15 protein-coding genes are annotated in these 21,019 nt (G+C 72.6%); 6 read left to right on the plus strand and 9 right to left on the minus strand.

Annotated elements, in window-relative coordinates; all coding sequences use genetic code 11:
• Positions 1–80: 80 nt before the first annotated feature.
• Positions 81–599 (plus strand): GNAT family N-acetyltransferase, encoded by a 519-nt coding sequence (locus RPQ07_RS15710; protein WP_313944768.1) that lies wholly within the window; start codon positions 81–83, stop codon positions 597–599.
• 128 nt (positions 600–727) lie between these two features.
• Here RPQ07_RS15710 and RPQ07_RS15715 read toward each other — a convergent pair whose 3' ends face one another.
• The 5 genes from RPQ07_RS15715 to RPQ07_RS15735 form a co-directional block, all read right to left on the minus strand.
• Entirely contained in the window at positions 728–3,475 is a 2,748-nt protein-coding gene (locus RPQ07_RS15715; RefSeq protein ID WP_413777740.1) for a zinc ribbon domain-containing protein, read from the minus strand.
• 76 nt (positions 3,476–3,551) lie between these two features.
• On the minus strand, positions 3,552–4,247 hold the full coding sequence (locus RPQ07_RS15720; protein WP_313944770.1) for a demethylmenaquinone methyltransferase: 696 nt from the start codon (positions 4,245–4,247) through the stop codon (positions 3,552–3,554).
• Positions 4,248–4,364: 117 nt separating this feature from the next.
• Entirely contained in the window at positions 4,365–5,009 is a 645-nt protein-coding gene (locus tag RPQ07_RS15725; protein WP_313944771.1) for a hypothetical protein, read from the minus strand.
• 7 nt (positions 5,010–5,016) lie between these two features.
• Positions 5,017–6,216, minus strand: coding sequence for a cyclic dehypoxanthinyl futalosine synthase (gene mqnC, locus RPQ07_RS15730; RefSeq protein WP_313944772.1), 1,200 nt, complete (start codon positions 6,214–6,216; stop codon positions 5,017–5,019).
• A gap of 92 nt (positions 6,217–6,308) precedes the next feature.
• On the minus strand, positions 6,309–7,958 hold the full coding sequence (locus RPQ07_RS15735) for a serine/threonine-protein kinase (RefSeq protein ID WP_313944773.1): 1,650 nt from the start codon (positions 7,956–7,958) through the stop codon (positions 6,309–6,311).
• 219 nt (positions 7,959–8,177) lie between these two features.
• Between RPQ07_RS15735 and RPQ07_RS15740 the strand changes: the two genes are divergently transcribed.
• Positions 8,178–9,215, plus strand: coding sequence for an alpha/beta hydrolase (locus RPQ07_RS15740; RefSeq protein WP_313944774.1), 1,038 nt, complete (start codon positions 8,178–8,180; stop codon positions 9,213–9,215).
• 114 nt (positions 9,216–9,329) lie between these two features.
• Here the strand turns inward: RPQ07_RS15740 and RPQ07_RS15745 are convergent, their stop codons facing one another.
• A complete protein-coding gene (locus RPQ07_RS15745; RefSeq protein WP_313944775.1) occupies positions 9,330–10,208 on the minus strand; it encodes a menaquinone biosynthesis protein in 879 nt (292 codons plus the stop codon).
• Between the two features lie 318 nt (positions 10,209–10,526).
• Here RPQ07_RS15745 and RPQ07_RS15750 point away from each other — a divergent pair, with 318 nt between their 5' ends.
• A complete protein-coding gene (locus tag RPQ07_RS15750; protein ID WP_003967102.1) occupies positions 10,527–10,730 on the plus strand; it encodes a cold-shock protein in 204 nt (67 codons plus the stop codon).
• Between the two features lie 103 nt (positions 10,731–10,833).
• Here the strand turns inward: RPQ07_RS15750 and RPQ07_RS15755 are convergent, their stop codons facing one another.
• Positions 10,834–12,633, minus strand: a complete 1,800-nt coding sequence (locus RPQ07_RS15755; RefSeq protein ID WP_313944776.1) for a long-chain fatty acid--CoA ligase — start codon at positions 12,631–12,633, stop codon at positions 10,834–10,836.
• A gap of 94 nt (positions 12,634–12,727) precedes the next feature.
• Between RPQ07_RS15755 and RPQ07_RS15760 the strand changes: the two genes are divergently transcribed.
• From RPQ07_RS15760 to RPQ07_RS15770, 3 genes are all read left to right on the plus strand, one after another.
• Positions 12,728–13,768, plus strand: a complete 1,041-nt coding sequence (locus RPQ07_RS15760) for an AraC family transcriptional regulator (protein WP_313944777.1) — start codon at positions 12,728–12,730, stop codon at positions 13,766–13,768.
• Between the two features lie 105 nt (positions 13,769–13,873).
• Entirely contained in the window at positions 13,874–15,022 is a 1,149-nt protein-coding gene (locus RPQ07_RS15765; protein ID WP_313944778.1) for a lipase family protein, read from the plus strand.
• A 93-nt stretch (positions 15,023–15,115) separates the two neighbouring features.
• The gene (locus RPQ07_RS15770; protein WP_313944779.1) at positions 15,116–15,535 is read left to right on the plus strand and encodes a DUF1992 domain-containing protein; all 420 of its coding nucleotides are present in this window, start codon (positions 15,116–15,118) and stop codon (positions 15,533–15,535) included.
• Between the two features lie 39 nt (positions 15,536–15,574).
• Here RPQ07_RS15770 and RPQ07_RS15775 read toward each other — a convergent pair whose 3' ends face one another.
• A complete protein-coding gene (locus RPQ07_RS15775; protein WP_313944780.1) occupies positions 15,575–16,879 on the minus strand; it encodes a M1 family metallopeptidase in 1,305 nt (434 codons plus the stop codon).
• A 47-nt stretch (positions 16,880–16,926) separates the two neighbouring features.
• Positions 16,927–20,991, minus strand: a complete 4,065-nt coding sequence (locus RPQ07_RS15780; protein ID WP_313944781.1) for a Pls/PosA family non-ribosomal peptide synthetase — start codon at positions 20,989–20,991, stop codon at positions 16,927–16,929.
• Positions 20,992–21,019 lie beyond the last annotated feature (28 nt).

Here is a 21,019-nt window from a genome sequence, read left to right on the forward strand (position 1 = left end):
GACTCGATATTGCGTACCGGATGGCACTGGACATGTGCAGTCTATGGGGGCGTACAGATCAGCGACCGAAGGGCTCCCCCATGAGCAGGCTCCTCCCCGCCGTACAGCTCCGCGTGCCCACCGACGAGGACGCCGTCGCCTGGCACCGGGTCTTCGCCGACCCGGACGTCATGGAGTTCCAGGGCGGCAGGGCGGCCGAGTTGTCGGTATACGAGGAGCTCACGGCACGCCAGCGCCGGCATGACGCGGAGCTCGGCTTCTGCTTCTGGACGATGCTCGACGAGCAGGGCGAGGTCATCGGTTTCACGGGCGCGCAGCCCTGGCCGCACACGCACTTCGGACCGGTCGGCGAGATCGAGATCGGCTGGCGGCTGGCACGGCGGGCATGGGGCAAGGGCTATGTGACGGCCGCCGCCCGCACCACGCTGGAGCGGGTGCGGGCGGCGGGGGTCGGCCAGGTCGTGGCCATGGTCGACGCGGCCAACAAGCGCTCGATCGCGGTGACCGAGCGGCTCGGGATGCACTTGTCGGAGACGTTCACGGCCCCGGTGTCGAAGCGGCAGGGGTGCTGTTTCCGGCTGGACCTGACAGAGGCCTGATCCGGCGGTCCGGGACCGGTCCCGCTCCCGGCCCGCCGGTTCCGGCGGTCCGGGCCGGGCCCCGGGACGGTCGGGCTCGTTCGGCCGGTGCGCGGCCGGGAGTTCGGCCGGTGCGCGGGGTAGTCCGGCTAGTTCGGCTTGAAGCTGCTGAGGGCGGTCGAGAAGACCACGTCGTTCTCGGTGTCCCACAGGTCCGCCCGGTCGCCGGCGAGGATCGCGTACTCCGTGCCGTCGGCCGCCACGAAGGCCTGGTCGATGACATGGCGCAGCACGGTGCTCTTCTCCGGATCGGGGATGTTGGTGAACTCCCACAGCGCGCCGGGGCGTCCCTGGTAGGTGTTCCGGACCAGTTGCAGACGCTGGTAGCGGACCTCGGGGAGCGCCTGGCGCTTGCTCTCCAGGTCGACGAAGTTTTCGTAGGACGACATCGGCGCGTTCTTGATGACGCCGATCTGGAGGTACGAGCCCCCTGTGGGAGCCTCGTAGAAGATCTGGCTGCCGGTTTGCCGCCGCTGCCAGCCGTCCATGACGGCGACGGTGAATCCGGCGGGGTCGTTCTTGAGGACGAAGCCGGCGGGCAGTGCGCCGTCGGACGGCTGCGAGGGAGTCGCGTTCGCGCCGGGCGGCGTACTGGCACCCGGCCCCGCGGTGGGCTCCTGCGACGGAGTCGGGGAGGGGGACGCGGGCGCCGAGGGCGCCTGCGAAGGCGAGGCGGCGGGCTTGTCCGACGCACGGCCGGAACCGCCGTCGTCCTTCTGCAGGAACAGCACGCCGGCCGCGACACCGCCGCCGATGACGAACGCGGCGACGAGGGTGCCGGTCCAGACGAGCACCTTGCGCCGGCGCGCGGCGGCGGCCTGGTCGCTCCCGGGCGGGGGCACCGCCGCGTGCCCTGCGGCCAGGTCGAAGGTGTGGGGAGTGTGGGGTCCGTAGCCGGCCGGCACATAGGTCTCGGCGTCGTACACCGGCACGGGAGCGCCCGGCCCGTGCGCCCCGGGAGCCGCCGGTGCCCCCGGAGTTCCGGGCATCGGCGGACCCGCGGGAGCGCCTGCCGCGTCGCCCGCGGGCGGAACAGCGGGGGCGGCGGGCGGGACCGCTGGTGCGGCCGGGGCTGCGGATGCGCCGGGGGCCGCCGGGGCTGCGGATGCGCCCGGGGCCGCCGCGTTGTCCGGGGCTGCCGGACGCGGCTGTCCCGCCGGGGCGTCCCCGGTGGCCGGCAGATCGTGGCCCGAGGTCGGCGGCGGACCCGCGTCGGCGCCGACCGCGTGCCCGTCGGTCTCGTCCGGTCCCCCCTGGCCCGGTGCGCCGGCCACCGGCCAGGCGCCCGCGACGGTGGCACCCGCCGGGCCCGGCGTCATGGGGGGCGGCGGATAGGCCGGCGGCGCCGACGCGTACGGCGCAACGGCCGGCTGCCGCCCCGTCAGTTTCACCGCGTAGGGAGCCAGAAGCACCGCACCGCCCACCCACAGCAGACCGAACAGGAGCGCGTCCGGAACGCTCGGGGCCACCTCCGAACGGCCCTGGCCACCGAAGCCGCCCACGCCGCCCGAGACGTCCGCCGCGAGCCCGGTGAACCCCAGGAACAGCAGGAACAGGCCGAGCAGGAAGCCGCCGGTCAGCAGATGCTCACGGCGGTCCGGCGAACGCAGGGCCGTCCAGATGCCGAGGACCAGCGCACAGACCACACCGAGCGTCAGGGCCCCGGCGACCGCGCCGTTGCCCCACAGGTCGCCGATCTCCGACAGTCCGAACGCGCCGCTCTCCGAGCTCGATCCGAAGCCGCCGGCCTCCCCCTGGACGTCGTACTCCAGCGGCACGCCCCAGCTCAGTCCGAGCACCGCGAACCCGATGTTGGGCAGGAAGGGCAGCGCGCCCAGCAGAGCCGTGCCGTCCACGTCGTCCTGCACCGCGTACACGATGTAGCCCACCACCGAGCAGAGCGCGATCACCGCGCCGAGCGCCCGCACCGCCGTGCCGAGGGCGCGGACCGCCGAGGCGGCGGCGGGGCGCATGCCCAGCCAGGAGGCGAGGTGGTCGCGCTGGAGGACGGCGCAGCTCACGACGAGCGAGATCGCCAGCGCTCCGAGCATCGCGAGCAGCGGCGACGAGGAGACCTCGACGCCGTCGATGTCGGGCTGGGCGAACAGTCCGAGGACCAGCACCGCCGCGGTGACCACGAGCGAGAGCCGTACGGCCGCCTCCAGTCCGGCGCCGCGCGTACGCAGCATCCGGGCTCCCAGGTAGAGCGCGGCGACGAAGAGCAGCGTCACGGTGAGCGGCACCAGCGAGAGCGAGGCGCTGCCCATGGCGTCGGACGAGCCGAAAGCGTCACCGAAACCGGACCCGGAATCCGATCCGAAGCCGGAGCCGGAGCCGGAGCCGGAATCCGATCCGAAGTCCTCTCCGAAGGGCGATCCTCCTCCGGCGGCCTTGATCCCGAACCCGCCGCCGACCCCCTGGAGCAGCATCGCGAGCGCGATCCGCAGCCGTGCGACCCAGCCGACGACGACCTCGTCGTCCTGTCCGTACGAGGGGAACGCGAGGGCCACGGCCAGGACGAGCAGCAGCCCGGCCGGGAAGAGCGCGGCCTGCGCGGGCCGCGCCCAGTCGCCGCGCAGGACCCGGCCGGCGAACTGCCCGACGGGCGAGGGCCCGGCGGGAGGGGCCGGGAGCGCGGGAGCGGGCAGCGCGGTGGGAGAGGGCGGCAGGGCCGGCGGCACGGGCGGTGGGCCCGTCTCGGCTGCCGGGAGCCGCTCACGCCCGCATTTCATGCAGAAGCGTGCCTCGTCCGGGGACGGGGAACCGCAGTGCGGACAGTACGAGGCCATGGAGACTCCGGGACCGTGGGGAACGGGGCTGCGAGTGAACTGACACATCCTGCCCGCCGGACGGTTCCCGTCAACTCCCCCGTCGTTCTCGCCGGTTGCTCCCGCCGCTCGCGGCGCGTGCGGCTCAGGCCGGCTTGGTGCCCCGGTGCAGTGCCACGATGCCGCCCGACAGGTTCCGCCAGGCGACCTTCGCCCAGCCCGCGCGCTGGAGCTTCGCCGCCAGCTCGGGCTGGTCCGGCCAGGACTGGATGGACTCGGCGAGGTAGACGTACGCGTCGGGGTTGGAGGAGACCGCGCGCGCCACCGGCGGCAGCGCCCGCATCAGGTACTCCTCGTAGACCGTCCGGAACGGGGCCCATGTGGGGTGCGAGAACTCGCAGATCACGATGCGTCCGCCGGGCCGGGTCACCCGGTGCATCTCGCGCAGGGCCGTGTCCGTCTCCTGCACGTTGCGCAGCCCGAAGGAGATCGTCACCGCGTCGAAGACGCCGTCGCGGAACGGCAGTCGCGTCGCGTCGCCCGCGGTCAGCGGCAGCCAGGCGTTGCGCTTCTTGCCCTCACGGAGCATGCCGAGGGAGAAGTCGCAGGGCACGACATACGCACCGGCCGCGCTGAACGGCAGCGAGGAGGTGCCGGTGCCGGCCGCGAGGTCGAGGATCTTCTGCGCCGGACGCGCGTCCACCGCCTTCGCGACCTCCTTGCGCCACCGCCGGTCCTGGCCGAGCGAGAGGACGTCGTTGGTGAGGTCGTAGTTCGCCGCCACGTCGTCGAACATCGAGGCGACTTCGTGCGGCTGCTTGTCCAGGGAGGCTCGGATCACGCAGCCCATTCAAGCAGCCGTGGTGAATGCCCAGTGCCTCGCCCGGCGATGTCCGCCCGTCGAGGGCGGCGCGACAGGGCAAAGCCTGCCGGAGCGGCACCAGGCCCTGTCCGGGCCCTAGGCGCGGCGGTACACCAGCCGGCCGCCGAGGACCGTCGCCACGCACGTCCCGGCGCCGTGCAGGCGCAGCGCCTGTGCGGGCGGCTCGTCCACGGGAACGTCGAAAACGGCGAAGTCTGCCGGCGCTCCGACCGAGAGCCCGCCGTCGAGCAGCGCGCTCAGCGGAAGGATCCGCAGCGGGTCGAGTGTGACGCCCTCCGTCGCCCGGACCGGCACGGGCTCGCGGACCCGCAGTCCGGAGCGGGCCACGGCGGTGCGGACGGGGGGCCGGCTGAAGGGACCGGTGACGGCGGTGACGCCGTGCCCGAGCATCCGCTGAAGCCCCCGGCGGGCGCTGCCGCCGAGGCGCTTGTCGTCCAGTTCCAGGGCCGCCAGGGCGTCCCCCGTCAGCGGCTCGGTGCCGAGCTCGTCGGCCTCCCGCGGGTCGGGGTGGTAGGCCGACTCCAGCAGGTCGACCGCCTGGGGGTGGCGCAGGCCCGGCACCAGCAGCCCGGGCCAGGTCCGCACCCGCGCCTGGGGGCGCGCCGCGGTCATCGCGTCGTACGGACCCATCTCCACGATGAGCCCGGCGTCGACGACGACCGCCCGCACGTCCTTGTGGCCGGCGAGCGACACGGCGTCGGCCACATGGATCGTCAGCAAGGCGGCCTCAGTTGGCGCTCAGCAGCTTGAGCTCGGGGTGGGCCGTGCCGCCCTCGATCGCCGTGGAGGAGATGTGCGAGGCGACGCGGTCGTCGACCGGGTCGTTCGCCGGGTCGTCGTGCACGACGAGGTGCTCGTACGTCGTGGAGCGCTGCGCCGGGACGCGGTCGGCGGTGCGGATCATCTCGATGATCTCGTGCAGGTTGGAGCGGTGCTTGGCGCCGGCCGAGGAGACGACGTTCTCCTCCAGCATCACCGAGCCGAGGTCGTCAGCGCCGTAGTGCAGGGTGAGCTGGCCGACCTCCTTGCCGGTGGTGAGCCAGGAGCCCTGGATGTGCGCGACGTTGTCGAGGAAGAGACGGGCGATGGCGATGATCCGCAGGTACTCGAAGAGCGTGGCCTGCGTCTGGCCCTTCAGCTTGTTGTTCTGCGGCTGGTACGTGTACGGGATGAAGGCACGGAAGCCGCCGGTGCGGTCCTGCACGTCGCGGATCATCCGCAGGTGCTCGATGCGCTCGGCGTTCGTCTCGCCGGTGCCCATGAGCATCGTGGAGGTCGACTCCACGCCCAGGCCGTGCGCGATCTCCATGATCTCCAGCCAGCGCTCGCCGGACTCCTTCAGCGGGGCGATCGCCTGGCGCGGACGGGCCGGGAGCAGCTCGGCGCCGGCGCCCGCGAACGAGTCGAGGCCCGCGGCGTGGATCCGGCGGATGGCCTCCTCCGCGGAGACCCCGGAGATCCGGGCCATGTGCTCGATCTCGGAGGCGCCGAGGGAGTGGATGACCAGCTGCGGGTACGCCTTCTTGATCGCCGAGAAGTGCTCCTCGTAGTACTCGACGCCGAAGTCCGGGTGGTGCCCGCCCTGGAACATGATCTGGGTGCCGCCCAGTTCGACCGTCTCCGCGCAGCGCCGCAGGATGTCGTCGAGATCGCGGGTCCAGCCCTTCGCAGTGTCCTTCGGCGGCGCGTAGAAGGCGCAGAACTTGCAGGCCGTGACACACACGTTGGTGTAGTTGATGTTGCGCTCGATGATGTACGTCGCGATGTGCTCGGTACCGGCGTAGCGCCGCCGGCGGACGGCGTCGGCCGCCGTTCCCAGTGCGTGCAGCGGGGCCGAGCGGTACAGCTCCAGCGCTTCCTCGGGCGTGATCCGACCGCCCTCAGCGGCACGGTCCAGCACGGACTGAAGGTCGGCCTTCTCGGTCACCGGGTGTCACCTTTCGGCGGTTTTTCGGAGCATCTGCGGGCCGCTCCAGCCTACGCCAGCCGCTTCGGCCGCCTTCCGGCCGGTGCCCGGAGTCAGTCCGTACGCTCCAGCGTGGCGCGCGGATCGCCCGCCCGCGGCTCGCGCGATGTGTACTGGACCCGGTCCCCGTCCAGGCGCAGCTTCACCGTGTGGGTGCCCGGTGTGCAGGTGTTGCCGGGTTTGCCGCTGGAGCTGCCGTCGGCGACGAGCTCGGCGGTCGTCGCGCCGCGCAGGACGAGGTTGTCCTCGCAGGAGAGGTTGCCGAGCGCGTCGTACTGGCTGACCGTGCCGAACGTCGCGCCCGTCCTGCCCGCACGGATGACGACGGTGAAGGTCCCCGCCTCCAGTTCGCTTCCCGCGAGGCTGACCTTGAAGGGACCCTCCCAGCTGCCGATGAAGGCCTTCGGTACGGCCGTCACCTTGTCCCCGGGTTCCTGCGAGGCCGAGGCGGAAGGGCGGGGAGTGGACGGGCCGGGGGTGGACGCGGCGCTGGAGCCCGGCGGTTCGGCCCCCGTGTCGGCATGGTCGGCACCGCTGCCGGTGCCCGGCCACAGGTCGAGCAGGAAGCCGCCGCCGATCGTCACCGCGGCCAGCGCGGCGGCGAGCGTCAGGGTCACGGTGCAGCTCACCCGGCGCCTGCCGGGCGGTGTCCCGGGAGGGCCGGCGGGCGGCGCGGCCGGCCCCGTCGCCGCACCGCCGGGGTGGGAGGGCAGCTGACCGACGGGGTCGACCGGCGGTCCGAACGTCCCGATCGCGGGGCTGCTGAAGGCCACCGGCCCCGACGCGGCGTCCGCCACGGCCTGGTCCGCCGGCTCCAGGTTCAGCAGCGTCACCGCGGACCGGCTCACCTGCTCGACCAGCGGTCCCGGCAGCCAGCCGGCGGCGACCAGCGCGGCGGCCCCGCCGGGCGCGAGCCGGCGCGCGATCTCGCCGGGTGACGGCCGCGCGGAGGGGTCCTTGGCGAGGCACTGGGCGACCAGATCGCGCAGATCGCCCTCCAGACCGGCCAGTTCGGGTTCCTCGTGCACCACCTTGTAGAGCAGCGCCGCCGAGGAGTCGCCGGGGAAGGGAGCGGTCCCCGTCGCCGCGAACGCGAGGACCGCGCCCAGCGAGAAGACGTCGGCGGCCCCGGTGATGCCCTTGCCGAGGATCTGCTCGGGCGACATGTAGCCCGGCGATCCGACGGAGACGCCGGTGGAGGTGAGGGAGGCGGTGCCCTCGGTGGCGCGGGCGATCCCGAAGTCGATCAGCCGCGGCCCGTCGAGGGTGAGGAGCACGTTGGACGGCTTCACATCGCGGTGCACCAGTTCCAGCGCGTGCACGGCCGCCAGCGCCTCGGCGAGACCCGCGCCCAGCACCCGTACCGAGTGGGCGGGCAGCGGGCCGTGTTCCGTCACCGCCTGGGACAGCGGGGGTCCGGCCACATATCCGGTCGCCACCCACGGCACGGACGCCTCCGGGTCGGCGTCGAGCACGGGCGCCGTCCACTGGCCGCCGACCCGCCGTGCCGCGTCGACCTCGCGGCGGAACCGGGCCCGGAACTCCTCGTCGAGCGCGAAGTGCGGATGGACGATCTTCACCGCGACGGTGCGGCCGCCGGCACTGCGCCCGAGGTAGACGCGGCCCATTCCGCCCGCCCCCAGCCGACCGAGCAGCCGGTACGCACCGATGCTCCGCGGCTCGCCCGGATCCAGCGGCTGCATCTGTACTCCCCCGGTTGTTCCACGCCTGTCACGCCCGCCCCTGCTGCTCATCAGGGTAGGCCCCGGCGTGTCCGGCATCACGGGGATTGCCCGCGACCGGAGGCCAACCGATCCCGGGTACCGGCCGTCTCCCTGGGCGCCGTTCGCGCAGCTTGTCCGAAAAGATGCCTGCGCCCCGCCCGCGCCGCCGACCGCGCCGGAACCCTCGGAGCTCCCTGCATGAATCGCCTCTCCCGCGCCCTCGTGACCGCCGCCGCCCTCGGCTCCGTCCTGCTCGCCACGGGCTGCTCCGACGAGGGCGAACCGGTGAGCTTCGACGGACCGGCCGTGAAGGCCCCCACCGGCAGCGGTGGCGCGCAGACCGGAGGCGGGGCGGCGGCCGAGGCCGCCGCGAAGACGCTGCTGCCGACCGGCCCCAAGGCCTCCTTCACCACCCAGAACACGCTGGACGACGGCACCCGAATAGGCGTCACCACCCTGGAGGGCAGGAAGTCCGGCTTCACGGGCAAGGTCTGGGTGTGGGCGCCCGAGCAGTACTTCGACGAGAAGTACGCAAGCAGCGGCTTCCCCGTCCTGATAGCCCTTCCCGGCGGCAACGGCTATCCGAACAACTACTGGATGGGCACGGACCTGGGGCTCCAGAGCGGCATCGCGAAGTGGTCGAAGGAGGGAAGGAGCCTTCCCTTCATCGTGGTGATGCCGGTGCTGAACCCGGACGCGGAGAACTACTACGACGGCAGCGACATACCCGGGCAGCCGAAGATGGGCACCTGGATGACCGAGGACGTCCCCGACTTCGTGAAGGCCAACTTCCGCACCTTCACCAGCCGCGACGGCTGGGCCTTCATGGGCTCGTCGTCCGGCGCGTTCGTGGGCCTGAAGTCCGTGCTCCAGCGGCCGGACCGGTTCAAGGCCGTCATCGCCTCGGGCCCGGACACCGTGCCGGACTCCCCGCTCTGGTCGGGCCACGAGCCCCAACGCCAGGCCAACAACCCGGAGAAGCTCGCCGAGGCGCTCGGCGCAAGGCCGGACACCGGGGCCAACGCGGTCTATCTGGCGTTCCAGGTGGGCACGAAGGAGTCGGGGGTCGCGCGGGTGAAGAAGTTCGTGCGCGACTACGGCAAGGGCCCGGTGAAGACCCGCCTCCAGGTCATCCAGGACGGCGAGCACAACGCCAAGACGTATGTGCAGGGCATGGGGGACGGATCCATCGAGTGGATCAGCAAGCACATGCAGGCGCCCGTCCCGACGTCCTGAGGATCGGCCCGCCGTGTGGATCAGCGCGCGCCCTGCGGGCGTGGATCAGCGCGCGCCCTACGGACCTCGCGCGCTGAGACGATCACACGGCCCGGCGGTCACCCGGGCCGGACGTCATCGGGCGCCGAGCAGTTCGACCGTCACGTCCGACGGGTAGCCGGTCGCCGGCCCCGTGCGGCGGGCGAACTCGCGTACCCCGGCGAGCTGGTCGGGGCCGAAGCGGAAGTCGAGCGTACGGAAGTACCGCTCCAGCAGCTCCGCGTCGAAGGTCTCCCAGCGTGCGGCCTGCTCGGAGACCTTGGCGACCTCCTGGAGGGAGAGATCGCGGGAGGCGAGGAAGGCCTCGTGGACCTCGTGCACCATCTCGGGCTCGCGGGCCAGATAGTCCTTGCGCGCCGCCCACACCGCGAAGACGAACGGCAGCCCGGTCCACTCCTTCCACATCTTCCCCAGGTCGTGGACCTGGAGGCCGAGCCGCGGCGCGTCGTGCAGCGAGGCGCGCAGCGCGGCGTCCCCGATCAGCACGGCGGCCTCGGCCTCCAGCATCATCTGGCCGAGGTCGGGCGGGCATGTGTAGTAGTCCGGAGTGACCTGGTACTGCTCGGCCAGCAGCAGCTGCGCCAGGCGTACGGAGGTGCGGGAGGTGGAACCCAGCGCGACCCGCGCCCCGGAGAGCTTCTCCAGCGGCACCTGCGACACGATCACGCAGGACATGACCGGTCCGTCACAGCCGACCGCGAGGTCCGGAAAGGCGACGAGCCGGTCCGCGTTGCGCAGGAATTCCACGAGGGTGACGGGCGCGATGTCCAGATCACCGCGCACCAGCTGCTCGCTGAGCTTCTCCGGGGTGTCCTTCGACAGCTCGAGATCGAGGAGGGTTCCGGTGCGCGCCAGCCCCCAGTACAGAGGGAGACAGTTGAGGAACTGGATGTGCCCCACACGGGGGCGGCTGCGACGGTGGTCGGCTGCTGTGCTTTCTCCAAGACTGTCCACATCGCGAGGCTAGACCTGTGGAGGCCGGCGCGACGCGCCGGGGGCGTGCGCGGCACGCGCCTGGCGGCCACGGGGACGCCGCCCGCGCCCCTCCCGAGCTGCGATTCGTCAGCAGACCAAGATCTTTTCAAACGTCCGGGTGACGTGATCTTTCCCTCTACCGCTGTGAACACCCTGCGTGCTAGGCTCGACGCAAGTTGCAGTTTGGTTTCCCTTGCAGTACAGAGCCTGCGGAGCATGTGACCCGCAGGCTTTTGTAGTTTTCAGACTTGTTTGCAGGTTCTGGAGCAGGGCAACCCTTTGGCCCAAGGAGGGCTTATGGCTACCGGAACCGTCAAGTGGTTCAACGCTGAAAAGGGCTTCGGCTTCATCGCCCAGGACGGCGGCGGCCCGGATGTCTTCGTCCACTACTCCGCGATCAACGCGTCTGGCTTCCGCTCCCTCGAGGAGAACCAGGTCGTGAACTTCGACGTCACTCAGGGTCCGAAGGGCCCGCAGGCGGAGAACGTGACCCCGGCCTAATCAGCCATGGGTCGTCGATCGCGCACGACTTAGCAGTACCAAGGAGCCCTGCCCCGCACGTCCAGTGCGGGGCAGGGCTCCTGCCTTGGGTCCGCCGGTCGCCTCAGCCGTCGCCGTACAGCCCGTCGATGACGTCGGCGTACCGCTCCAGCACGGCACGGCGGCGGACCTTCAGGGTGGGCGTGAGCACTCCGTCCCCGATCGAGAAGTCCTTCTCCAGCACGGCGAACGCCCTGATCCGGGCCGGCCGCGCCACCTGCGCGTTCGCCGCGTCGACCGCCTCCTGGACCAGGGATCGGACGGCCGCCGGATCCGCGTCGCCGGTCTCCAGCGGGTCCACCGTGATCAGGGCCACGGGATAAGGCCGACGGTCCCCCACCATCACCGCGTGCGACACATACGGTGAGCGCTCGATCGCGAGCTCCACCTCCGCGGGAGCCAGGTTCTTCCCGGCGGACGTGATGATCAGGTCCTTCTTGCGCCCGGTGATGCTCAGATAACCGTCCGGGTCGAGCGAGCCCAGGTCCCCGGTGTGCAGCCAGCCCTCGTCGTCGAGCACCTCCGCGCTCGCCCCGGGGTTCGCGTGATAGCCCGGGAAGACCATCGGCCCGCGTGCCAGGACCTCCCCGTCGGCCGCGATGCGCACCTCGCAGCCGGCGATCGGGCGCCCGACCGTCCCGCGGCGCTCCGCGCCCGGATGGTTCAGCGAGATGACCCCGCCGGACTCGGTCATCCCGTACCCCTCGTACACGGCGATCCCGCAGGCCCGCAGCAGGTCCAGGGTCCCGGTCGCGATCGGGGCCGCGCCGGTGAGACCCCAGCGCAGCCGGCCGCCGAAGGCCGCCCGCACCAGGCCGTAGAGCTGCTCGTCGGCCTGCTTGTACGCGTCCGTCAGCTCGGGCGGCAGCACGCCGTCCGCCGCCAGCAGCCCGATCCGTACCGCCTCCTCCAGCCGCTCACGACCGCCCTCCCGCGCGCCGGCGAGCGCGAGCACCGAGGCGTGGACCTTCTCGAAGAGCCGGGGCACGGAGGGCAGATGAGTGGGCTGGGCCTGGGCGAGTTCGGCGACGACGTTCTCGATACGGCCGCCGAAGTAGCAGAGCTCGCCGCCGTAGATCAGCGTGCTGAACTGCGTCAGCTGGGCGAGCACATGCGCGAGCGGGAGGTAGAGGTACGTCCGGTCGCCCGGGCCGCCGTCGACCAGCGGCAGCGTCGCGTCCTGTATCGCGCCGAGGTTGCCGTGCAGCAGCCGGCAGCCCTTGGGCGGGCCGGTGGTGCCAGAGGTGTAGACGATCCCGGCCTCGTCGTCCGGCCGCACGCGGCGGGCGCGGGCGAGCAGCGCTTCCAGCGGTGCGGGCCCGGGCAGCGCGAGGAGCGCGGGCCGCTCCCCCGCCGTTCGCGTCCCCGCCCCGGGCCGCTCCCCCGCCACCGGCCGCGTCTCCGCCCCGCGCTGCGTTTCCGCCCCGGTCTGCGGGTCCATCAGCACCAGGTGCCGCACCGCGGGCAGCGTGTCCCGCAGCGACTCCACCCGGTCCGCCTGCGCCGCGTTCTCGCAGATCACCACCGACGCACCGGAGTCGCCCAGTACCCAGCGCAGCTCTTCGGCCCCGGCCGTCGGGTAGACGGGCACCACGACCGCACCGGCCGCCAGGGAGGCGAGGTGCGCGTACGTCCACTCCGGCCGGGTCTCGGCGAGGACCGCGATCCGGTCCCCGGCCCGCACGCCGAGGCCCATCAGCCCCTGTCCGACCGCCCGGACGGTGTCGCGCAGTCCGGTGTAGGACACCGTGTGCCACGAGCCGTCCCGGGTGAACCGCAGCGCCGGATGGTCCGCGTACCGGTCGGCGGTCCACTCGGCGAACACCGCGAGCGTGCCGGGCCGTTCCCGCTCTTCACCTGTCATGCACCGAACGTAAGGACGCGGCCACCGCCGGTGGCATGACGGAAACCGTCACGCCCGCTGACCCCACCGCTCAACCCCGCTACCGTCGATGACCATGGGGAAGCGGACGATCACCGTGCACCATGTGCGGGCCGTGCTGCGTGGGGCGGAGCGTCACGGCATCGACACCGTCCCGCTGCTCCAGACCGCCGGCATCCCCCCGCTGCTGCTGAGCGACGACCGGGCCCGCGTCACCGCCGACCAGTTCGGCCTGCTGTTCCGGGCGCTGTACCGGGCGACCCACGACGAGTTCCTCGGTCTCGGCCCGTCGCCGAGCCGCCCGGGCACCTTCGCGATGATGTGCCACGCCACGCTGGGCTGCCGTGATCTGGGCGCGGCGATCGAGCGCGGTGCCGCCTTCTACCGGCTGTTCCCCGGCGGCCCCGACCTCGCCCTCACCCGGGACGGCGACGAGGCGGCGTTCGTGGTGCGCAACGACCTCGGCCGGGACGAGGACCGCTTCCTCGCCGAGTGTCTGGTGGTCATCTGGCACCGGCTGTGCAGCTGGTTCATCGGCCGCCGCATCCCGCTGCTGCGGGCCGGGTTCGGCTACCCCCCGCCGCCGCACCACGACGAGTACCCGTACCTCTTCGGCTGCCCCGTCCGCTACGGGGAGCCGGTGACCACGGCCGTCTTCTCCGCCCACTGGCTGGCATCGCCGCTGCTGCGGGACGAGCCGGCGCTGGAGGAGATGCTGCGGGCCTCGCCGTTCGAGTTGCTGAGCCGGCGGGAGTACGCGGCGACCGTCGGCGAGCAGGTGCGCCGCGCGCTCGCCCGCTCGCTGCGGGCCTCCCCGAGGCTCCCCTCGCTGGACGAGACCGCCGCCCGGCTCGCGGTCAGCCCGGCGACGCTGCGACGGAGGCTTCAGCAGGAGGAGACGTCCTACCGGCAACTGAAGGACGCGGTGCGGCGGGACGCGGCGATCGCCGGTCTCGCCGAGGGGAACGAGCCGATCGCGGAACTCGCGGCCCGCCTCGGTTTCTCCGAGGACACCTCCTTCCACCGGGCGTTCCGCCGGTGGACGGGGACGACACCGGGGGCGTACCGCGGACAGGCCGACGTCGTTGATCACGACGGGTCGGCCGACGCGAGTTGACCCGAAGTCAGTGAAGCTGAGCTGCCCGGTCAGGACGGAACTTACTCACGGGTCACTACCTTTCCGTCAACTGCCCAGCATCACTGGACCGTTGGGAGAGCCGCAATGCGTGTACCCACCCGGGTGCTGGCCGTCATGGCCGCACTCGCCCTCTCGGCAGCCACCCCCACAGCGTCCGCGGACGACACGTCGGCCGCAGGCCCCGGCGACATCGTCGGCTCGGCGCCGAGCGCTTTCCATCCCCTGCCCGGACAGCCCACCGCGACCAAGGCCTGGCGGATCACCTACCGCTCCACCACCGCCGACGGCGCACCGAACACCGTCTCCGGCACGGTGATCGTCCCCCAGGACGGCCGCACCGGCCCGCGTCCTCTGGTCACCTACGCGGTGGGCACCGTCGGCCTCGCCGACAGCTGCGCACCGAGCGCCGGATTCCCCACCGGCACGACCGTCGAGGCCAATCTGATCCAGCAGCTGACCCTGCGCGGCTGGGCCGTCGCGGTCACCGACTACGAAGGGCTCGGCACCCCGGGCGAGCACACCTACACGGTGGGCCGCTCGGCCGGCCACGCCGTGCTGGACGCGGCCCGCGCCGCGATCGCGCTGCGGGGGGCCGGCCTCTCCGCCGACTCCCCCGTCGGGATCATGGGCTACTCGCAGGGCGGACAGGCGTCGAGCTGGGCGGCCGAACTGCACGACTCGTACGCCCCGGAACTGAAGGTCAAGGGCACGGTGACCGGCGGCGTACCCGCCCGGCTGACCGGGCTCGCCCCCGTACACGACGGCTCCTACGGATCGGGGCTGCTGTTCATGGCGGCGGCCGGCCAGGACGCGGCCTTCCCCGAGCTGAAACTGGACTCGTATCTGAACCCGGCGGGCAGGGCGCTCATCTCGTTCCTGCGCAACAACTGCGTGGCCCTCGACACCACCGTCGGATCCTTCAAGAAGATCTCCGAGATGACGGTGCGCAATCCGCTGGAGACCCCGCAGTGGCAGAAGCGGCTGCACGAGTCCGACCTCGGCTCGCGCCGCCCCGGCCATCCCGTGTACCTGTACCACGCGCTGGCCGACGAGCTGATCCCCTACGGCCAGGGGGCGCAGCTACGCAAGGACTGGTGCGCGAAGGGCGCGAACGTGAAGTGGCGGACGATCGTGCTCGGCGAGCACGTCACCGGAGTGATCACCGAGGCGATTCCGGCGGCCAATTGGCTGGCGGACCGGTTCGCGGGACGGGCGGCTGCCGGCAACTGCTGACGCCGCCGGGGGCGGGGGTGGCCGGACCACGGCCACCCCCCTTCGTTTTCCCGGCCCGCCTACGATGGAGGGACCGAGACGGGAGGTCGGGACGTGACCGAACGAAAGCCCCCGGGCGTCAGTTTCGAGTCGTGGGTGGACAAGCAGATCCGCGACGCGACGGAACGGGGTGACTTCACCTCACTGCCCGGCTTCGGGAAACCGCTGCCGGACGACAAGGCGCCGTACGACGAACTGTGGTGGGTCAAGAGCAAGATGCACCGTGAGGGCGTCTCCGTCCTGCCGCCGACACTGGCGCTGCGCAAGGAGGCGGAGGACGCGCGGGACGCGGTGGACCGCGCCACGACGGAGTCCGAGGTCCGGCGCATCCTCACCGGGATCAACGAGAAGATCACCGCCGCGATCCTCCGTCCGCCGCCGGGCCCGCCGCTGGGGCGCAAGCCGTTCGACATCGACGCGGTCCTCACCGAATGGCGCGAGGCCCGCGCGAAGGACCGGCGCGTGGAGGGCTGAGGGGCCGGGCCCCGACACCCGCGCCGCCGAGCGGCCGGCTCAGCGCTGCCGCGGCAGCGGCGGAAGCTTCGGCTCGTACAGCCACGTCGTAAACAGCTTGTCCAGCGGGCGCGGTGAGTGCTCGCGGGCCAGCGCGATGAACTCCTCCGTCGTGACCACACCGTGCCGGTGCGTCGATGTCCACTGCCGCAGCAGCCCCACAAAGGCCGCGTGCCCGATCTCCATGCGCAGCGCGTGCAGCGTCAACGCGCCGCGTTCGTAGACCCGGTCGTCGAACAGCCGCCGCAGACCGGGGTCGGCGATGCGGACGTCCTGCCGCAGCAGCGCCAGGCGCGCCCGGGACTTCGCGGCCATCGCCGACGCGGAGGGGCCGCCCGACATCTCGGACCACAGCCACTCGGCGTACTTCGCGAAGCCCTCGTTGAGCCAGATGTGCCGCCAGTCGGCGACCGTGAGGCTGTTGCCGAACCACTGGTGGGCCAGTTCGTGCGCCACCAGGCGTTCGCTGCCGCGCCGCCCGTCGACGTGGTTCGCGCCGAAGATGGACAGGCCCTGGGCCTCGACCGGCACGTCCAGTTCCTCGTCGACGATCACGACCGCGTAGTCGTCGAAGGGGTAGGGCCCGAACAGGTCCTGGAAGACGGTCATCATCTGCGGCTGGCGCGCGAAGTCGCGCCCGAAGCGCCCGAGGAGCGAACGCGGCACGGCGGCGGGCTGCGGCACGGCTCCCGCGTGCGGGACGTCGACCAGTTCGTAGGGCCCGATCTGCACGGTCGCGAGATACGTGGCCATCGGGGCGGACTGCTCGTACACCCAGGTCGTCGTGGAGGCGCTCATCGTGCGCGAGGTGAGCGTGCCGTTCGCAATCACCGTGTACGGCGTGGGCGCCGTCACCGCGATCCGGTACACGGCCTTGTCGTCGGGGCGGTCGTTGCAGGGGAACCAGGACCGGGCGCCGTGCGGCTGGGAGGCCACCAGCGCGCCCTCGTCCAGCTGCTCCCAGCCGAGGTCGCCCCAGTCACGGGTGCGCACGGGATGCGGCACTCCCGTGTAGCGCACCTCGACGGTGAAGCCGGCGCCCGCCCGCAGCGGTCGCGCCGGACGTATCCGGAGTTTGTCCCCGCGGTGTGTGTACCGGGCCGGGCGGGCGCCGTCCACCAGCACCTTGCTGAGCCGGAACTGCCCGAGGTCGAGGACGATTTCGGGCAGCGCGCGCTCGGCGACAGCGGTGATCCGGGCCCGGCCGGACAGTCGCCCGGTGTGCGGGATGTAGTCCAGCTCCAGGTCGTACCGCGTCGTCCGGTAACCGCTGTCGCCGTGCTGCGGCAGATACAAGTCCGTCACCCGTGCGTCCTTTGGGTCTTGCGTGTGCTGCGCTGTCGCGCCCGTGCTCACTTCCGCCATGCCGCGATCGGGTTGCCCAGCCAGCGGCTGTCCGCGGGCACGCTCTCCCCGCGCATCACCAGCGAGGCCGGACCGACGGTGGCCCGGTCGCCGATCACCGCGCCGGGCAGCGCGATGCCGTGCGGGCCGAGTGTCGCGCCCGCTCCGAGAACGACATTGTCCATGCGCATGATCCGGTCATGGAAGAGGTGGGTCTGGACGACGCATCCGCGGTTGACGCTCGCGCCGCTGCCGACACTCACCAGGTCCGCCTCCGGCAGCCAGTACGTGTCGCACCAGGCACCGCGTCCGATGCGGGCGCCGAGCCCGCGCAGCCACAGGTTCATCAGCGGGGTGCCGGCGCTCGCACCGACCAGCCACGGCACGGCCAGCACCTCGACGAAGGTGTCCGCGACCTCGTTGCGCCACACGAACGACGACCACAGCGGGTGCTCGACGGCCTTGAACCGGCCCACCAGCAGCCACTTCGCCGCGATCGCCACCAGGCACGCCACCACACCGGCGGCGAACAGCACCGCTCCGCCGGCCAGGATGGCGACGGTGAATCCGTACCGGGCCGCCAGCAGTTCGAAGACCGCGAGCCCGAGGACGGCGAGCGCCACGCTGCACATCACCGGCACGATCCGGCAGAGCTCGACGCAGGCGCGCGCCCACTTCAGCCGGGCGGGCGGGGCGAAGGTACGGCTCTGGTCGCTCTCCTCCGCCGAACGCGGCAGCTTCATCGGAGGCATACCGAGCCAGGAGGAGCCCGCCTTGGCCCGCTTCGGGGTCGACGACAGCACACCGACGAGACCCCGCTTGGGCACCCGGCGCCCGGCGGCGGTCATCCCGGAGTTGCCGAGGAACGCGCGCTTGCCGACCCGGGCCTCGGCGATCCGCAGCCAGCCGCCGCCGAGTTCGTAGGAGGCCACCAGTGTGTCGTCGGCCAGGAACGCGCCGTCGCCGACCGTGGTCATCGCGGGGAGTGCGAGCACCGTCGACGCCTCGACCCCGCGGCCCACCTTCATGCCCAGCGCCCGCAGCCACACGGGCGTGAACAGGCTCGCGTAGAGGGGGAAGAGATGGACACGCGCCATGTCCATCAGCCGCTCGGTCGCCCATGCCTGCCAGGCGATCCGGCCGTGCACGGGGTGATGGCCCTCGCGCAGGCCGACGCCGAGCGTACGGACGCCGGCGACGATCAGCAGGGCGTAGCCGGCCATCGCCACCAGCGTGGCGAGCGGTACGGCGGTGAGCGCGGCGGCCAGGGCGTCACCGAGCCCGTGGGTGCCGTCCACGAAGGCGCCCATCACCAGCAGCGCGGGCAGCGCCGCGAGCGCCGGCAGCAGGCTGAGGAACAGCGAGGTCAGGGAGTAGACGGCTGTCCAGCGGCGTCTGCGCCGGGGACGGCCTTCGGGGAACCGGCGGTTGGCCTTGCCCTTGCGGGTGGCCGGCACACCGGACCAGCGCTCGTCGGCCGGCACGGTCCCGGTCACGCCGGACCCGGGCGCGATCTCGGCGCGCTTGCCGATCCGCGCGCCGGGGAAGAGCGTGCTGCGGGCGCCGACGGTGGCACCGGCGCCGATGCGTACGGCTCCGATGTGCAGCCGGTCCCCGTCCAGCCAGTGGCCGGAGAGGTCCACCTCGGGTTCCACGGCGCTGCCGCGGCCGAGCCGGAGCATGCCGGTCACCGGAGGCAGGGAGTGCAGGTCGACGTCCTCGCCGATCCGGACACCGAGCGCGCGGGCGTAGTAGGTGAGCCAGGTGCCCGCGAGGTTGGTCGCACCGCTGAGCTCGGCGAGGCGTTCGGCAGTCCACAGGCGCAGATGGGTGCCGCCGCCGCGCGCGTACGTCCCGGGGCGCACCCCGCGCAGCAGCATCCGCGCGCCGCCGGCGGCGATGACGATCCGCCCGGCCGGGCTGAGGAACAGCAGCCAGCCGAGCGCCACCCACCACCAGGAGACGGTGGGGGCCCAGGGCAGGGCGACGACGTTGTTGACGGCGGCCGCGACGACCGACCAGCGCAGTCCGGTGACGGTCAGCAGCGGCAGCATGAGCAGGATCTGCGCGATCCCGGTCCTGCGCGGCACCGGCCGCACCGGGCGGGCCTTCGTGCTGCGCGGGGAGGTCCGCTCCAGCGTGAGCGCGAGGGCTCCGAGCGTCGGGTTCTGGTAGATGTCGCCGACGGACCCGGTGGCGTACTGCTCACGGATCCGCGAGACGAGCTGTGCGGCGGCGAGACTGCCACCTCCGCCGGCGAAGAAGTCGGCGTCGGGCCCGCTCACCGGCACGCCCAGGAGGTCGGTCCACTGTTCGGCGAGCCAGGCCTCGGTCTCGGTGAGCTCGGCGGCCTGAGCGCTGTCGCCGGTGCCGGTGTTCGGCAGCGGCCAGGGCAGGGCGTTGCGGTCGACCTTGCCGGAGGTGCGGGTCGGCAGATCGTCGACGACGGCGATGAGCGGGACGAGCGCGGCGGGCAGCTCCTTGCGCAGCCGCGCGAGCGAGTCGTCGAGGTCGAACGCGACGGCGGCGTCGGGCACGGCGTCGGCATCGATACCGGCGTCGGCGTCGGCGTGGTCGATATCGGCATCCGCGGCGGCCGGTGCATCGGCGGGCGCGTCCGTTCCCTGAGCCACGGCCTCGGCGCCCTCGGTCTCCCGCACCTCGGCGGAGTCGTCGAGCACGTCCGCGGGCGTCACGCCGTCCGGCGCCGCCGGTACGACGTAGCCCACCAGCAGCTGATGGCCCGCACCGGTCGTGCGGACCGCCGCCGCCGCGCCTGCCACGCCCGGCAGCGCCTGGAGCGCCGCGTCGATCTCGCCCAGCTCGATACGGCGGCCGCCGAGCTTGATCTGCTCGTCGGCGCGGCCCACGAAGAGCAGGCCCTCCTCCTCCGCGCGCACCAGGTCACCACTGCGGTAGGCGCGGTCCCAGCCGAGTGCGGGCAGGGGAGCGTACTTCTCGGTGTCCTTCGCCTCGTCCAGGTAGCGCGCCAGGCCGACGCCGCCGATCACCAGCTCGCCGGTCTCGCCCATCGCCACGATCTCGCCGCGGCCGTCCACGACGGCGAGCTCCCAGCCGTCGAGCGGCAGGCCGATGCGCACCGGGCCCTCGCCGGTCAGCGGGGCCGCGCAGGCGACGACGGTGGCCTCGGTCGGGCCGTAGGTGTTCCACACCTCGCGGCCGGGGACCGCCATGCGTTCCGCCAGCTCGGGCGGGCAGGCCTCACCGCCGAAGATCAGCAGACGTACCTCGTCGAGCGCTTCAGCGGGCCACAGGGCCGCGAGTGTGGGGACCGTCGAGACGACGGTGATGCGCTGTTCGACGAGCCAGGGGCCGAGGTCGAGTCCGGTGCGGACGAGGGAGCGGGGGGCGGGCACCAGGCAGGCGCCGTGCCGCCAGGCCAGCCACATCTCCTCGCAGGAGGCGTCGAAGGCGACGGAGAGGCCGGCCAGGACGCGGTCGCCGGGGCCGAGCGGGGCGCCGGTGAGGAAGAGACCGGCCTCCGCGTCGACGAACGCCGCGGCGTTGCGGTGGGTGACGGCGACGCCCTTGGGCTTGCCGGTGGAGCCGGAGGTGAAGATGATCCACGCGTCGTCGTCGGGCGCCGGCCTGCGGCCGGTGTCGCCGCCGGGGGTGCTGCTCGGGACGATGGTGCGGCCTTCGCCGATGACGGCGCTCACCGCGGCCTCGGTGAACACGAGGTCGGCGCGCTCGTCGGGGTCCTCGGCGTCGACGGGGACGTAAGCGGCGCCGGCCGCGAGGACGGCGAGGATGGAGACGTACAGGTCGGCGGTCCCGGAGGGGACGCGTATGCCCACCCGGTCGCCGGTCCCCGTGCCGGTCTCGGCGAGCTGCCGGCGCAGCGTCTCGACCTCGTCGAGGAGCGCACGGTAGGTGAGGGGTGCGACGCCGTCGTCGACGGCGAGAGCGTCCGGGTGGCGGCGGGCGGTCTCGTCGAGGATGTCGACGAGAGTGCGCTCGGGTGCGGCGCCGCCGGCGGTGTAGAGCGCCGGGGAGGGTGCTTCGGCCAGAAGGGTTTCGAGGAGAGCCGGGGTCTCCGGGGCGACGGTCATGCAGTCCGCCGTTCGCCGGCGGACAGAT

It is taken from the genome of Streptomyces sp. AM8-1-1, assembly GCF_032229325.1.
Taxonomy (GTDB): Bacteria; Actinomycetota; Actinomycetes; order Streptomycetales; family Streptomycetaceae; genus Streptomyces; species Streptomyces achmelvichensis.

What these genes read in the sequence shown, in the direction of transcription:
- RPQ07_RS15715 (WP_413777740.1), bottom strand. Translation starts at nt 3,475, where the DNA reads ATGTGTCAGTTCACTCGCAGCCCCGTTCCCCACGGTCCCGGAGTCTCC.
- RPQ07_RS15760 (WP_313944777.1), top strand. Translation starts at nt 12,728, where the DNA reads ATGGGGAAGCGGACGATCACCGTGCACCATGTGCGGGCCGTGCTGCGT.
- RPQ07_RS15780 (WP_313944781.1), bottom strand. Translation starts at nt 20,991, where the DNA reads ATGACCGTCGCCCCGGAGACCCCGGCTCTCCTCGAAACCCTTCTGGCC.
- RPQ07_RS15755 (WP_313944776.1), bottom strand. Translation starts at nt 12,633, where the DNA reads ATGACAGGTGAAGAGCGGGAACGGCCCGGCACGCTCGCGGTGTTCGCC.
- RPQ07_RS15765 (WP_313944778.1), top strand. Translation starts at nt 13,874, where the DNA reads ATGCGTGTACCCACCCGGGTGCTGGCCGTCATGGCCGCACTCGCCCTC.
- RPQ07_RS15740 (WP_313944774.1), top strand. Translation starts at nt 8,178, where the DNA reads ATGAATCGCCTCTCCCGCGCCCTCGTGACCGCCGCCGCCCTCGGCTCC.
- RPQ07_RS15750 (WP_003967102.1), top strand. Translation starts at nt 10,527, where the DNA reads ATGGCTACCGGAACCGTCAAGTGGTTCAACGCTGAAAAGGGCTTCGGC.
- RPQ07_RS15710 (WP_313944768.1), top strand. Translation starts at nt 81, where the DNA reads ATGAGCAGGCTCCTCCCCGCCGTACAGCTCCGCGTGCCCACCGACGAG.
- RPQ07_RS15735 (WP_313944773.1), bottom strand. Translation starts at nt 7,958, where the DNA reads ATGCAGCCGCTGGATCCGGGCGAGCCGCGGAGCATCGGTGCGTACCGG.